Source organism: Gellertiella sp. DMC107 (genome assembly GCF_056313605.1).
Genome location: NZ_JBQUZZ010000002.1, coordinates 904,268 through 918,430 on the forward strand (window position 1 = coordinate 904,268; position 14,163 = coordinate 918,430).

At 58.8% G+C, this 14,163-nt stretch carries 8 protein-coding genes; 3 read left to right on the forward strand and 5 right to left on the reverse strand.

Annotated elements, in window-relative coordinates:
• Nucleotides 1–109 precede the first annotated feature (109 nt).
• The 5 genes from ACT54B_RS09790 to ACT54B_RS09810 all read right to left on the reverse strand — a co-directional run bounded on the left by ACT54B_RS09790 (nucleotide 110) and on the right by ACT54B_RS09810 (nucleotide 10,407).
• Nucleotides 110–2,131, reverse strand: coding sequence for an McrB family protein (locus ACT54B_RS09790; protein ID WP_476044567.1), 2,022 nt, complete (start codon nucleotides 2,129–2,131; stop codon nucleotides 110–112).
• Entirely contained in the window at nucleotides 2,121–3,482 is a 1,362-nt protein-coding gene (locus ACT54B_RS09795) for a hypothetical protein (RefSeq protein WP_476044568.1), read from the reverse strand. The genes ACT54B_RS09790 and ACT54B_RS09795 overlap by 11 nt, the downstream gene beginning before the upstream one ends.
• On the reverse strand, nucleotides 3,454–6,609 hold the full coding sequence (locus ACT54B_RS09800; RefSeq protein ID WP_476044569.1) for an AAA domain-containing protein: 3,156 nt from the start codon (nucleotides 6,607–6,609) through the stop codon (nucleotides 3,454–3,456). The genes ACT54B_RS09795 and ACT54B_RS09800 overlap by 29 nt, the downstream gene beginning before the upstream one ends.
• 279 nt (nucleotides 6,610–6,888) lie before the next feature.
• Entirely contained in the window at nucleotides 6,889–9,543 is a 2,655-nt protein-coding gene (locus ACT54B_RS09805) for a DUF3427 domain-containing protein (RefSeq protein WP_476044570.1), read from the reverse strand.
• Nucleotides 9,544–9,549: 6 nt separating this feature from the next.
• Nucleotides 9,550–10,407: an HIT domain-containing protein gene (locus ACT54B_RS09810; RefSeq protein ID WP_476044571.1), complete on the reverse strand. Its 858-nt coding sequence runs from the start codon at nucleotides 10,405–10,407 to the stop codon at nucleotides 9,550–9,552.
• 435 nt (nucleotides 10,408–10,842) lie between these two features.
• On the opposite strand from ACT54B_RS09810, the gene ACT54B_RS09815 reads away from it, so the two are divergent.
• The 3 genes from ACT54B_RS09815 (at nucleotide 10,843) to ACT54B_RS09825 (ending at nucleotide 14,127) form a co-directional block, all read left to right on the forward strand.
• Nucleotides 10,843–11,412, forward strand: a complete 570-nt coding sequence (locus ACT54B_RS09815) for a cytochrome b (protein ID WP_476044572.1) — start codon at nucleotides 10,843–10,845, stop codon at nucleotides 11,410–11,412.
• 136 nt (nucleotides 11,413–11,548) lie between these two features.
• Nucleotides 11,549–12,952, forward strand: coding sequence for an efflux transporter outer membrane subunit (locus ACT54B_RS09820; RefSeq protein WP_476044573.1), 1,404 nt, complete (start codon nucleotides 11,549–11,551; stop codon nucleotides 12,950–12,952).
• A 17-nt stretch (nucleotides 12,953–12,969) separates the two neighbouring features.
• On the forward strand, nucleotides 12,970–14,127 hold the full coding sequence (locus ACT54B_RS09825) for an efflux RND transporter periplasmic adaptor subunit (RefSeq protein ID WP_476044574.1): 1,158 nt from the start codon (nucleotides 12,970–12,972) through the stop codon (nucleotides 14,125–14,127).
• Nucleotides 14,128–14,163: the final 36 nt, after the last annotated feature.

Below are 14,163 nucleotides of genomic sequence, written 5' to 3' on the forward strand. Positions count from 1 at the left end.
CTGTGTTCTATGCCTTTGGGTGCTTTCCCGGTTGCTTCGCTGATCAGGCAATCCTGGACCCCAAAGCCTGATCGCCCAAGTCCATCCCATGGCCGCCCGAGGTGCAGCATCAGCGGGTCACTCCATTCCAGACAAACTGACCCGAGCCCTGTTCTGCGGAACGCACCGACTCTTCTATCGCCTTGGCCAGCACTTCGTCCTGGAGATCGCGCGACACGAACTCATAGAGCGAGCCGAAAACGGATTCGAAATTTTGGACTTCGAGCCCTCGCAGCTTGGGTAGAAGTCTCATCTCGACCTGATCCGCCAACGGCAGACGGAGCTCCGGTCCGCGGTCACCGATGGGATAATTGGCCACATAGGAGAGAATCGCGCGTCCGAGGCGATGGCCAAAGGGACGCTTGAAGTCGGACATGAGCTTCGCCATGCGCTCTGTGCTTTCGCGAACCAATGGTTGGTTCTCAACTGCGCTCACATCTTTCACCCAACTGCGCCAGCGTTTGGCAGAGAGAGCCTCCGGTTCAGATGCCTTGCCGTTTACTGCGCCAGTGTGAATCGCCTTTGGCGCGGCGAAACGTAGCACGTTGGCGCGATCGACAACCTTGTCGGACAGGGATTGCGTGCTTTCGTCCTCGTTCATCGTGCCGGCGAAGAGAAGGTTGTAGCCAGGGAAGATCCTTGGTGCATCCATTCCCTTCGGCATCGGTATCTCAAGCTCGATTTCCGCATCCTTGCGCAGCGTCTTATCAATCACTCGCTCAGACGGTGGCCTGCTCTCCAGACGGCTCAGGAAGTCAGAGAAATAGTACTCGACACGCGCCAGATTCATTTCATCCAGCAGGATCATCAGCATACGGTCCTGGAACTGAGAGGCCGGGTTGTTCTGAAGATCGAGATGGTAGAGCGCACGTGCAAGATCTGTCGGGCGGAAACGTTTCTCGATGTAATTGTAAAAGCCCATGAGATCCTGTGGGCTGTCCCATCGGGGCTGAACCGGCACCTGAAGGAAACCAATCCCCATGCCCGCGGCGTACTGACGAGGCAACTGACTTTTCCCGGTTCCGGAGATGCCGGCGAGCACAGCCATCTGCGCTGTCTCGTTTACTTTCATTGCCGTGTGGAATGCTTTTACGACACGAGAATGATATTCAAGACCGCTCTGTTTCAGGCGCTCGGCCACATGCTTGAGTGCTTCCGCTTCGTTCTCGCCGGCGCGTTCCTTCCAAGACCGCATCTGCTGCAGAACAGGCGGAAGCACATTCAGCTCCTTGAGCTTATCCGCGACACTTTCCTGCGTAGGTTCAGCACTTTCTCCAGCCTGTTCCTCCATCCGCGCAAGCTGCGCCTGGAGATATGTCCGCCGGTCTTCCAACCGGGTGATCGCTTCCAAGAGCCCGCGATGGGTCTCTTCTGAAGCTGCTACGCGCGCTGAAGCCTGTGTGAATTCTGCCGAAAGAGCGGCAGCGGTCGCCCGCTCGGCCGAGAGCTGTTCCCGCATCATATCCAGTTCGGCGCGTGCCCGCTCTGTCTCTGCATTGATGTGTTGAAGCTCGCGTTCTTTCGCTTCTGCCTGTTGCGTGAGCTGGGTGACGCGGGCCTCTGCCTCTTCCAGCGACCGCGCCGAATCTCGCAACTCCGAGAGTTTTGCTTCCAGTGCCTCATGCTCCCGCTGCATCAGTTCGTTCTGTGCGAACAGGCGCTCTGCGGCGATCAGTCTGTCCTGAACGGCGTCCAGCTCGGCGCGCGCAGTTGCGAGCTCGGAATCGACGCTAAACTTTTCCGACAGAGCTTTTTCCATGTCTTCCCGAACAGCGCGAACCTCCGCGCGTCGTTCTTCCAACTGGTTCCATTCCGCCTTCAGCTCGTGCAGCTGGCGCGTCGTTGCGTCGTAATCGGCCTGCACGTCCGCTATGTTGGCAAGTGCTTCTCGGCGCTTGGCGAGATCGTCGTCGAGGTCCAGCAAAGTTGCACGCTTGACGTCGATTTGTGCCACCAGGTCATCCAGATGGCGAATAGGAGCGGCTGCCGTGACAGCTCTGTCGTGATAGATCGCAAAAAAAGTCTGCAGACCAATCAGAGAAAGGAGCGTGACCGCAAGGAGCAGCAGAAGAGCGCTATTTTCAGTTAGCATTTTTCTTATCCTTTTCGGGCGTCGACGGTTTGGCAGTCGAGACAGCGTCCGATAGGTCCGCCAATTGCTGAAGCAGGGTTCCCTTGCGGCCGTTCAGGTTCTGAAGCTCCTCGCTCGTTCTCTGCAGTTCAGCCCGCTGCGCTGTCAGGTCGGTTGCCACCTTGCCCTGTTCCGCAGACAAGCTGGCAATAGCATCCTGCAGGCTCTTTCTTTGACCTTCCAAGCGTGGAAGATCCGAAGCTGATGCCTTGGCTTGCTCGCTCAGCATTTGTAGTCTTGCCAGCTCTTCTCGTGCATTGTTCAGCTCTGCTTCAGCTACAGATTTCTCTTTCCGGAGCTGTTCCAGTTGCGACTGTGACGTCGCGGTGTCGTTCTGGATCTGAAGCAAAGCGGCTTCTGCTGCCTTCGTGCGAGCCTCTGCTTCATTCGCGTTATCTTTGACGCTCTCGAGTTCGGCAGTCGCGTTTGCGAGTTCTCCTTGCAGCTTCGCCTCACGCTGCTCCAAAGACCTCAAATTTTTCTCAAGCGCCTTGCGTGCGGTATCTGCGTCCGACATCTGCAGTTTTGCATCATCTTGCTGCTTGCGGGCGGCGGCGGCATCGGCTTGCATCGAGCGGATGTCACTCGAAAGCTGATTTAAGCTTTGCTGCTTTTCAGCTTGCTCAGCGGAAAGATCCTTCAGAGCGGTATTCAAATCATCCCTGCGCTTTTCGAGGTCTTCAATCTCCCGCCGCTTGTTTTCAATGTCCGCAACTTCCGCCTCTCCATTGCTGATCTCATCGTTCAGGGACCTCTGGCGTTTTTCTAGAAGCGTGAGTTCGTCTTGCTTCTTCTCGATTTCGCCCTTCGCCTGGACAATGGATAAATCCAGATCAGCCTGATCTTGTGTCAGCTTATTGATGTCTCGCTCGAGCTTGGCCTTCTGATCCGCCAGTTGCTTTATGGCATCACGTAATTCCGCGGCATTGTCGATCGCATCTCTTGCCGCTTTCTCTTTCTGAGCAAGGTCAGCTAACGCCTTTTCACTTTCGGAACGAGATTTGCCCAACCGCTCTATTTCAACGGCGAGTCCGTCCCGTTTTCCAGTGAGATCAGCAACGCTTTTCTCGATGGCGTCAGCTTCGCCGGCACGCTGGGCAATCTCTTTCAGAACAGCATCGCGGCGCGTTTTTGCCTCGTCGCGTTCATGGGTGAAGCGGACGAGATCAGATCGAATGATGCCATATTCCCGCTCCAGCCGATCGATCTGGAAGAAGATCGCGCCAAGCGCAACGATGGACACGGTGCCCAAAAGCCCGGCGATGTAGCTGAAGCGGCGTGACTTATTGAAGTTGTTGTTTGATGGTTGCAATGCATTCCCCCAAATTCGTCGCCAGTTCATCAACCCAGAAGCGCTGCACGCGCCAGCCGAGCGACTTCAATTGTTTATCTCGCCAGTGGTCGGCGAGCTTCCGGTTTTCATCGGTATCCGAGTGCCAGGCCCTGCCGTCGATCTCGAGATCGAGTTTTATGTCTCCTTGACCGAACAGTGCGAAATCCAGCCGCCTGCCGGCTACCGGGTATTGGGGTTTCGGCTCCAGTCCTTCCTCGATCAGGGCGTAATAGACCCGACGTTCCCACGCACTATCGAAGATCTCATCGTTCTTCCGCCCGCGCGGTTCCGTCGCGATGCTGGCCAGTCGCTGCAAGCTCTTGACCTTGCCGGAGCGGGCATAGGTCAGATCGCCGAACACATGCGCGACCGCCCGTGCCCTGCTTATGGCGACATTCAACCGGCGCCAGTCCTTCTGAACAAAGGTAACAGCAGACATTGCGCTTGTTGTCCCGAGGCAGGGAGAGAACAGAATGAGGTCTCGTTCTTGCCCCTGAAAGCTGTCTACCGTTCCAACACGAAGTTCAGCTTTATCCGCCAGAGCAGATGGAATTGCTGAAGCAATTGCCTCTGAGATGGCCTGCACTTGTGGCCGGAAGGGTGCGATCACACCGATGCTTCCTTCATAGCGCTGCTCCATGAGCAAGAGCTGCAACTGCTTGACGATGGCCGCGACTTCGGCCGAATTGCTGTTGTTGGTCATCGGGATCGATGGGGCCGGCACGTCGGTCCAGGCAATCCCAGGCTTCGATCCGCTGGGGACCTTCATGGCCTGCTGATCAGCAGCAACCCGGAGCCGTCCGCCATAGAATTCAGTGTTGATGTAATCGACAATCTCGGCCGCGGACCGGTATTGGTCGCGCAACATGATTTTCGCTGCGCCAGACGTCAGGTTCGCCAGATCGAAAAGCGAGCGCCTGCTTTGCGCGAAGCGTCCCATGCTCGAAAGCGGAAGCCCCTGCGCTTGCATGAGGTTTCGGTCATGAGCGATGCCGAGTTGGCTGATAAAGGAAAGCTGACGATCGTCTCCCACCACGACTGCGCGTTTTGCACGAGCGAAAAGGGGCAGGGCGGAGGCGATGTCACATTGGCTTGCTTCATCAAAGATCACTAGGTCAAACAAACCCTCACCGAGCGGTATACGTTTTGGCGCGCCCAGGATCGACGCAAGCCATAAGGGCCGATGGTTCACAACGTCGCCCATGAGCGCAGGCGACAGGCCGGCACCCAGCATAAGCTCGAGATTGGCGCGTTCCTCGCCCAGTCTGCTGCGATCTTTTTCTGAAAGCGTTGTGCGAGCGGTAAGAAGCCGCGGCAAAAGCTGCCGCAAGAGGGACGCAATATCGTCAGTTAGCGCAACGGGATCACCGGGTTGGCCAATAACCCTCAGTTCAGCACGAAGCTTTTCTAAACGACGAGTAAGGTTGGTAAGTGACGCGCCCTCGCTTACGTCGATTTCGGCTGTGTCCCCCGCCTTCGTGCGTTGGAACAATTGAATCAACACGGAGATCAAGCGCGATAGCAGAGTGACTGAAGGTGCGGTAGGTGCCGGTTCCTGAACACTGAAATCGGCCTGTGAGCGCACCTCGATGCGCTCAAGGATTTCAGCAATCGCGCTCTGGAGACGCCCGATCTCTGCGTGCGAGTCCAAGGCCTGCGCTCTTTGCTGGGATAATGTCGCGAGCCGCGAAAGCGCCACGGGATCGAGGCCGGCCCCTGGACGTGTAGGTTCGCGGACCAGTTCAACGAGAACATCCTCAAAAGAGCGGTCGATACTTCGTGAGGGATCTAAAGTTCTCACGAGAAACGGCACTTCCGGTGCAATGCCGCCTAAGCGATCTTCAACGGCATCCAACGCTTGGTGGTTCTTGGAGGCCACGAGAACCGAACCGCCATCTGCGAGCACTGACGAAACCATGGAGACAATAGCCTGGCTTTTGCCCGTTCCGGGCGGCCCTGTCACAACAGTGAGTGCACTTCTGACTGCTTCTCGAACGGCACCTATCTGCTCTTTATTGAGAGGCCCCACATTGAGCGCAGCTGAAGCCTTGATATGAGCGCTGGACTGCAGGCCTAGAATGGGAGCAAGGGCGGTTCTGGCGATGCGTTCGAGTGGCCATGCGGCAATGTGGTCAAGGTCGCGCACCGCGCCTGCCGTGAAAGTGCTATCGGTGGGAAGGAAAAGCCCAGCCATATCATAAATGCCGGTAGCCAAAGGATCGACCTCGCTGCCGAGTTGGCGGCCTGTGATCTTCGACCTGAAGGATCCTGCAACCGCTTCCTTCAGCCGCAACAAGAAATCATCGGCTGGAAGACCAACCCCTTCAGCCTGCATGAAGACAGCGCGAAGTGCCGCCTCTGTCCAATTCGACGGCCGTGCTGCGCCTTTGAGCCACTCAGGATTCACCAGAACATCGTCACGTTCGACCAGAAGTTCCAGGTGCGTTTCTGTCCGCCTCCACTCGGTATTGATCAGACCTACTGGCCATATCACCGGAGCCCCGGATCTCACGCCAACAGCGATAGGCCATCCCAGTGCAAGGGTCTGTTCGTTCGCCTCTCGTTTCACAAGCGCCTTACGGAAGTCGTCTGCCAGATCCTCAAGTGCAATGGAAATGCGGAGGACTTCACCATCTTCTGCAGTCAGTGGACCGGAGCCAAAGATCAGCTGCCACTGTTGTCCATGGCGTTCTCCATCTTGAGATATTGCACCCCGAGGATCTGTTCTGAGCGCGGACCGGTAGTACCGCAAAAGGGCAGATGGATCGGGTCCCGCAACGGCTTTTTCTTCCGAGGCTTCCGTTACAGTTTGGACGCTGCTTTTGAACTGTGCCGCCGCCGCACGCAGCAGCCTATCGTCTGAAACATCTGTGGCCATCGCCTCTGATTGTGTGTTGCCGGCAGCAGTTTGCGTATGGAGGGTTATGGCACTCCGCCACTTTCCATCACGACCCTTGAAGACCTTCCCCGAGGCTGAGAGAGACGCCAACTCCGCATAGATCTCCGAACGCCGGCCGGCATCGAAGTCTGAATTCAGCAGTGCCAGGAGCTCATTGGTAGTTCGTCCACTTGGAAATGCATTGATAGTGCGCAAGAGAACAGACATGGACTTCATCAAATTTGGGGGAGGTGGAAATAGTTGATTTTATTGCAGAACGCTTAGTTTATTTGGTGCTGGATAGATTCCAAGAAATTCAGGTTACGTCAATAGGGTGTATGGGGATGCTGCTTTACAACCATCGTCCGTCCCCAACCAAATTAAGATAGATTAACGTTGGCCAAATTGGTCTCCGCTTGATGCTTGACGCGGAAACAATTTCCGAAAAGGCCTCAGGCCCACAGTCAGCTAACGACCAAGAAAAATACAATGAACACGGCCTTTCACTTAGCCTCTTAGCTGGGCGTAGAGAGTTGGCGGAAGAGGGTCGCGGAGGTGCCATGTCACCGATATCGGCGCCTCGCGGTCCCAGCTCACGAAATCAACCTCTCCGCAATAGATGAACGGCGCCGGCTTCGAGCCGATCTTCTTGGTTTTCCGGACCAGGAGATGGACTTGCAATCCAAGGGCGCTATGATTGCGGATCATCTGGCCATGCTTCGAATTCTGCATCGTGCGGTTCTGGCTTTGCCAGTGGAATTCGGTGGGGGAATTGAAGTGGTCGCTATAACGGTGATCACCCACCATGCCGCCCTTATCCAGCGTCACCAGCAGGAACAGATGCTTTTCCTTTGCGATAAAGCCGACATTCCAGACGGCTTCGCTGAATTCGAAACCGAAGGCCGGTGGAATGACATCGCGAGCATAGCGTTCCCATAGGCGCAGGCCGGTGGTTTGTTCCACCGTTGCCGTCATGGGTTCTGCCCGCCAGACCCCGTTCCTGTCCGTAAAGCGCACCCGGTCGATGCGGCCCGGCTGGCCCGCTTCGTCTCCGAACCATTCTCTCAGAATGCTCGGCAACAGGTTTGGACCGACAGGCGTCTCACGCATGACATTGATGGCGATCTTCGCAACACCCGCCTGAAGCGAGCGCCCGTTGATCAGGACTGAAGCTTCACCTTCTTCGGGACGATATGCCCCGGCGCCTGAGGGCAGGAGCAGGATGGGCTGTCCGCTCGCATTCCTTGAAACGCGGCAGATGAATTCGCGATGATCCGCTCTCGCCCCGGAGCGATCGAGATATTGCGCTAGCCGCCAATCGAGGATCTCTCGGGCCAAGGCGGTGAAGGTTCCCGGATCCGCAGGGGGGCGAAGGAGCCGGAAGCGCCCAGCGGTGAGGGCGAAAAAAGCCTCGCCTTTCTCGTTCCGCAGGCTATCAAGCGCGTCGAGCGGATGTTTGAGGAGGAGTTGCTTGACCGCTTTCAGGTCTATCACATCAATCGAAAAGTCCTCGCGGATCTTCACCATGCGACTGGCAAAGCGGCTAACACGCGCTGCAAGCTCATCGATGGTGAGTGAGAACGCATCACCCTCTGCATCCAAAAGGACGAACAGCACTGCCAGCTTGTAGCTTCTTGTCAGCGCCGTTTGCTCCAACTCTTCGAAAAGCGATTTCGAGTCCTGCCAGGCGAGCCGTTCTTCGTCGGTCAAGCCGCCCATGCGGTCAAGGAATGCAAGCCAGGAGCGTTCGCTGCTGCTGCGCGGATTGATGCCGGCGTGAAAAGTCTCGGTGGCGGTTGGCCTGAGGCCGTGCCGCTCAGAGAAGTCGAGGTAGAAGCCTTCCAACGCGTTTTCCGATATGGTTGGCTTCAGCAGTGTGGAGAGAATATCCACGGCGGCCAGATCGTAGGTGATCTCGCAGCCGGCAGGCAGGCTGATGCTGTCAGACCGTACACCTTCCAGGAACTCGCGAATTTGGCCGGAAGACGTGCTGTCTCGCCCCGTGATGGAGGCCAGGGCACGCAGCTTCGTCAGAAAGATTCTGTGGTTACCAATGTAGTCGATGACGACGAGGTGGTCCTTGCCCGCAGACTTTCTCAAGCCCCGACCGAGCTGTTGCAGCCAGATGATGGTCGATTCCGTCGGCCGCAGCATCAAGACCGTATCTATGCTCGGGACGTCGACACCCTCGTTGAACATGTCGACGGCAAAGACGACTTCAATCTCTCCGCGGGCAAGGGCTTGCAGCGATGAAGCACGGGGTGCCGAACCTGCCCCTGAATGTACGGCGACAGCACTGACACCGCGTGCCCTGAAGAACTCCGCCATAAAGTCGGCATGGGTTTGCGAACAACAAAAGGCGATGCAACGGGAGCCGCCCCTCAGCCTGAACTGCTCGAGGGCATTTTCGGCTCTCGCCTCTGTGGCAACCGCGGCCGTCAGCTCCGTGATATCGAATTGCGAACTGCGCCAGGGGATATTGCGATAGTCCACCTCGTCGGGCACGCCGAAGTAATGGAAGGGACAGAGATGACCAGCATCAATGCCATCGGTGATGCCCGCCTGAAACACCAGGTTTTCCTGACACAGCGCCAGCAGGTCGGCCCCGTCGCTGCGTTCCGGCGTGGCTGTCAGCCCAAGCAGGAATTTTGGTTCGAAATGATCGATGATGCGGCGATAGGTGCCAGCTGCGGCATGGTGGAACTCGTCGATGACGATGTAGTCAAAGGCATCAGTGCTGAAATTCCTGAGATGATTTGCCCGCCCGAGCGTCTGCACCGAGGCGAAAAGCAGGTCTGCCTTAACGTCCTTGGTGTCACCGGACATCCGGCCGATCCGGGCCTTGGGATAAACCTGCCGGAAGGTTTGGATGGCCTGATCGAGGATCTCCTCCCGATGTGCTACGAAGAGGATCCGCCGGAACTCATCCCGGTTGCTGTCGAAGGCAGCAAGCCAGGTCTTGCCAAGGCCGGTGGCCAGCACGACGAGACCGGCAGTGTAGCCGTCCTGTCGCGTGCGCTGAAGAGCATCAAGCGCTTGTCTCTGGATGGTGTGCGGTTCCGGTTGCGGCGCGGGCATTTCGAATGCAATGCCTGCCTCCTGCCATCCCGACGGGGTCCGGCGCCCCTCGTACTGAGCGATCCATTCCGGGGTGACGGTCACGGAACTTTAGGCATTGAAAAGCTCTTCGAAACCGCAGGTAATCTCCGGAAAAGCCGTCGTGTCATGGCTAGACACAACCTTGTAGTTCCATTCGATCGAGTCCGTGAGTGCCGCCTGGGACAGATTGGAACTGCCGACGAAGGCCACGCCTTCCTCCCCCGACAGGAAGATGTAGGTCTTCAGGTGAAAGCCCTGGCGATCGGTTACAAAGACCCTGAGGGTCAGATCGCCCTTAAGGTCGCACAGACGTCGAAGCGCTGCCGGTTCCGTCACATCCAGATAATCACCGACCAGAATGCGCGCCGAGCCGCCGCGGGCCAGAAAATCCTTGAGATGCTCCACGATCAGCCGGGCGCCGCTGTCGAGCAGGAAGGCAACCGCGATGTCGCATTGGCGCGCCTCATCCATGTGGCGAACGAGATGGGGCAGGAGATGATCACTGCCGCCGGTGACAAGACGCCTTGCAGCTGAGGGAGCGGTTGGAGGCTCCTTCAGATAATTCGCTTTCGCAGGGACGACGTGCCGAACGCCACCGCGCGGATCCGCCACGTCACCACTGTAGCGGGGGATGACATGCAGATGGAAATGAAAGACCGTCTGGCCGGCAGCGACACCCAGGTTGAACCCAATGTTGAACCCGTCCGGCTGGTGCTTGGACTGGATAACTGCCTTTGCTTTATCCACGCATTCCCAGACGGCTCGCTTTTCCTCCTGCGTCAGTTCGTCCCAAGTCGCCGCATGCCGGCGGGGAACGATCAGCAGATGCCCCGGCGAAACCGGAAAGCCATCCCAGAGACCGATCACGAGGTCGTCCATGAATGCAACTCGGCTCAAGTCAACTGTGCAGAAGGGGCATGGCGTCATGTAGACTACTATGGATTGCTGCGTACCGTTCTCCCAGGCATCGATTCATCAATCCACACATTGATTTGCGGGCCGGCGAGGCTGTCCTCTATGTTCTTCGGATGGCTTCCTCATGGCTCCGGAATTTATTTCCGTTTTGCGCCTCCAACTCGGCCATTAATTGAACCAGTTAGAGGCTTGCAAGCGGCCTGTCCGCTTTGTTCCTTTCATTTGACGCTATTGAAGATCAGGCGTGTGGCAGCGAGCTTCTTTACACGGCCTACTGCGAACGCTGTTGAGGGAACGATCCCGATGGTGGCTGGTTGGCACATTGGGTCTGATCACGTTCGGTGTCTGCAAGAGTTATCCACCAACCCTCCACGAAGCGTCGACAATCGGAAAATACGTCTCGACCTGCCTACCCAACTTTTCACTTGGCTACAGGAACAGAAAACGTTGACTTCCCGCTCTTCCATGCCCGGCGACATCAAATATCCGCTCGCTATCCGCCTTCTGCATGTCTTCGGGGCCGTGCTGATCCTCGGGCTGATCGCGTCGGGGCTCATCATGGTGGGGCGGGTCGAGGACGATTCGCTGGTAGCGGTCATGTACCCGACGCATAAGCAGTTCGGGGTGCTTGTCTGGCTGCTGGCTTTGGTCCATCTTGCGCTGCGTTGGCACTGCAGGAAGACGATGCCTCATCCTGTGGAGACGCTCGGGATCTGGGAGAGGCGGCTGGCGCATGGTGTTCATCGCCTGCTCATCGGGCTGACTTTCATCACGCCGCTCATGGGCTATGGAATGTCGACCAGCCTTCCGGGCGGAGACGGTGCCCCGTTCCTATCTCTCGCCCGCCTGCCCGAGTTTCTTCCGAAGAGCGATGCTGCCTTCTCCATGTTCCAGGCGCTGCACAGGTACAGCGCCTATGTTCTTCTCGCCTGCATCGTCCTGCATGTTGCTGGCGCGCTGAAGCATCGGCTCATGGACCGTCACGGGCAGAGCGACGTTCTCGCGAGAATGTTCTGAGAGACCCGTGATGCCTGCAGGATGGTCTGCAGGTCGCCTGTCTCCATCAATCCTCCACATTTCCTCGACGGAAGGTCCACGCTGAAGCGGTTTGGCTTGTGTTGACAATATCAACGACCCATCCGGCGAGTGCTTCATGAAAATTGCGGTTCTGTCCATCCTGCTGCCGGCTCTCGGCCTTGTCAGCTGCGCGTCCATGGATACCTCCTACGTGAGGCAGGCCATGCCTTCGGCGCCGCGCTGGACCGGCGCGGCTGCGATGAAGGCCGCCTATCCCTCGGCAAACTGGTGGCAGAGCTTTGGCAATCCCAGGATGAGCCAGCTGGTCGAGACCGTGCTTGCCTCGAACAACGACGTCCTCACGGCCGCCCTCCGCTCCCGCAAGGCGGTCCTCCAGGCCCAGCTGACCGGCGTCAATACGCTGCCGACCGTCACCAGCTCGGCAAAAGGCCAGGCCTCCAAGGCGCTCGGTGAGGAAACGGTCTCACGCGAATTCACCTTCGAGCTCGGCAGTGCCTATGAAATCGACCTCTGGGGCCGGCTTGCGGCGGCGCGCGACGTCTCGACCCTGCAGGCTGATGCCACGGCGGAAGATCTCCTGACGGCCCGGACGACGGTTGTCGCCTCGGCCATGGAGGCCTACTGGCGCCTCGCCTACATCAATCAGGATATGGCGGAAGCCCGCGATGCGCTGGCCTCCGCCCGCAAGATCCAGTCTCTCGTGATCCAGCAGACTGAGATCGGCTCCGCAACCGAACTTGAGGTCTCCGAGATCCGCCAGACGGTCGAGGAACAGGCAGCGCTTCTGGCCGACGCCGAGCAGTCCCGTGCCGTGGTCCGCAATGCGCTGAGTGTTCTCCTGAACGGGCAGGAGTTCCCTGTCCCCGAACCGCAACGGCTCACGTCGCGCATGCCCGAACCCGTTGCTCCCGGCCTGCCGGCGGAGCTGCTTGCCCGCCGTCCGGATCTGCGTGCCGCCGAGCTTCGGCTGCGAGCAGCCCTCAAGGCGACCGATGTCGAGCGCCGCAGCCTCTACCCGCAGGTCAGCCTCACCGGGGCTCTCGGAGGAACGAGCACGGAACTTGCTCGTCTCCTCTCCAATCCGCTGGCGACGCTTGGCACCGGTATCACGCTTCCCTTCCTCAACCTGAAGGATGGAAGGCTTCGCGTCGCTGTGGCGGATGCGGATTACCAGATTGCGGCATCCGAGTTCCGGTCCAGCCTGCTTGCGGCTTTCAGCGAGACAGCGACCGCGCTCAGCGCCCGCGTCACTCTTCGGCAGAAGGGTCGGCACCTGAAAGCCGCATTCGATGCGGCAGAAACGGCCGCGAAACTGATCGAGGAGCGCTATCGGGCCGGCTCGGTGGAGTTGCGGATCTGGATCGACGCCCAGAACCGGAGCCGTGCGGCACGGCGGGCCTATACCGCCAACCGCCTGGAGCAGTTGCTGGCGGAAATCCAGATCTTCCGCGTCCTGGGCGGTCCTCCTTCGAAAATTTCCGAGCCGCTGTCGGCAGCGCTTTCCAGCAAGACAAATTAATCAGATCGGACTTTTCCATGGCACTGCGTACCAAGATTGCTTTCGCCGCGCTGGCGGCCCTCCTTCTCGCGTCCTGCTCACAGGAGGAGCCTGCCTCCGATGCGGGAGAACTTGCCGGTCCGAACCCGCTCGTCTCCGTCGTCACGGTGAGGGCAAAGCCCGTCACCATCTGGGACGAGCTGCCGGGACGGGTCTCCGCCTTCCGCACCGCCGAAATCCGTCCCCAGGTCAGCGGCCTCATCGTCGCGCGGTCGTTCGAGGAAGGCAGCGAGGTGCGGAAGGGACAGCCGCTCTTCCAGATCGATCCTGAACCCTTCAAGGCCGATGTGGCGAGCGCCGAGGCAGCCCTGCAAAAGGCGATGGCGGCAAGGCGCCGGGCACAGTCGGACCTCGACCGCGGCAGGGCCTTGCGCGAGGGCAACAACATCAGCGCCCAGGCCTATGACCAGCTCCAGTCCGAGCGTGCGCAGACTGAAGCCGATGTGGGGCAGGCGGAGGCCGCCCTCAAGCGTGCCCGTCTTTCTCTGTCACTCGCGACGATCGTCGCGCCGATAGATGGCCGCATCGGCGCGGCCAATGTCAACGAGGGCTCGCTCGCCGAAGCGACGAGCAGCACGAGCCTTGCTACCATTCAGCAGGTGGCGACCGTTCTGGTCGACATCCGCCAGCCGGCCTCCCGTCTCGACGCGCTGCGCAAGCTCACCAGAAGCGGCGGCAAGGCTGACGAAGCCCGCATTCCGATCGAGCTCATGACAGGGGCCGATGGCTCCGAGGTCCTGAAGGCGACGGCGCTCTTCTCAGACATCAGCGTCGATGAGGGCACGGGCAATATTCGCCTGCGAGCCGTCGCCGACAATCGCGACCGGCTTCTGCTGCCGGGCATGTTCGTGCGGGCAAGGGTTCCCCGCGGTACCTATCCGTCCGCGCTCCTCGTGCCCCAGGTCTCCATCAAGCGCAGCGCCTCTGGTGAAACGCAGGTCTATGTCGTCGATGCCAATGGCAAGGTGAACCTCCGGCTGGTCGACGTGGGCGAGCTGGTGGACGGGCAGTACCTGATCCGGACCGGCTTGAAGGAGGGCGAGAACGTCGTTGCTCAGGGTCAGGACAAACTGTCTCCGGATGCGACGGTTAGGACCACGGCTTACGAGATCCCTGCGGCACCGCCGGGCATGTGAGGCTAGTCCCAAACCGCCGTCCCAACCCTATTGCTT

Excerpts from the sequence above, each read along its gene's own strand:
- ACT54B_RS09810 (WP_476044571.1), bottom strand. The coding sequence starts at position 10,407 with ATGACGCCATGCCCCTTCTGCACAGTTGACTTGAGCCGAGTTGCATTC.
- ACT54B_RS09820 (WP_476044573.1), top strand. The coding sequence starts at position 11,549 with ATGAAAATTGCGGTTCTGTCCATCCTGCTGCCGGCTCTCGGCCTTGTC.
- ACT54B_RS09825 (WP_476044574.1), top strand. The coding sequence starts at position 12,970 with ATGGCACTGCGTACCAAGATTGCTTTCGCCGCGCTGGCGGCCCTCCTT.
- ACT54B_RS09800 (WP_476044569.1), bottom strand. The coding sequence starts at position 6,609 with ATGTCTGTTCTCTTGCGCACTATCAATGCATTTCCAAGTGGACGAACT.
- ACT54B_RS09790 (WP_476044567.1), bottom strand. The coding sequence starts at position 2,131 with ATGCTAACTGAAAATAGCGCTCTTCTGCTGCTCCTTGCGGTCACGCTC.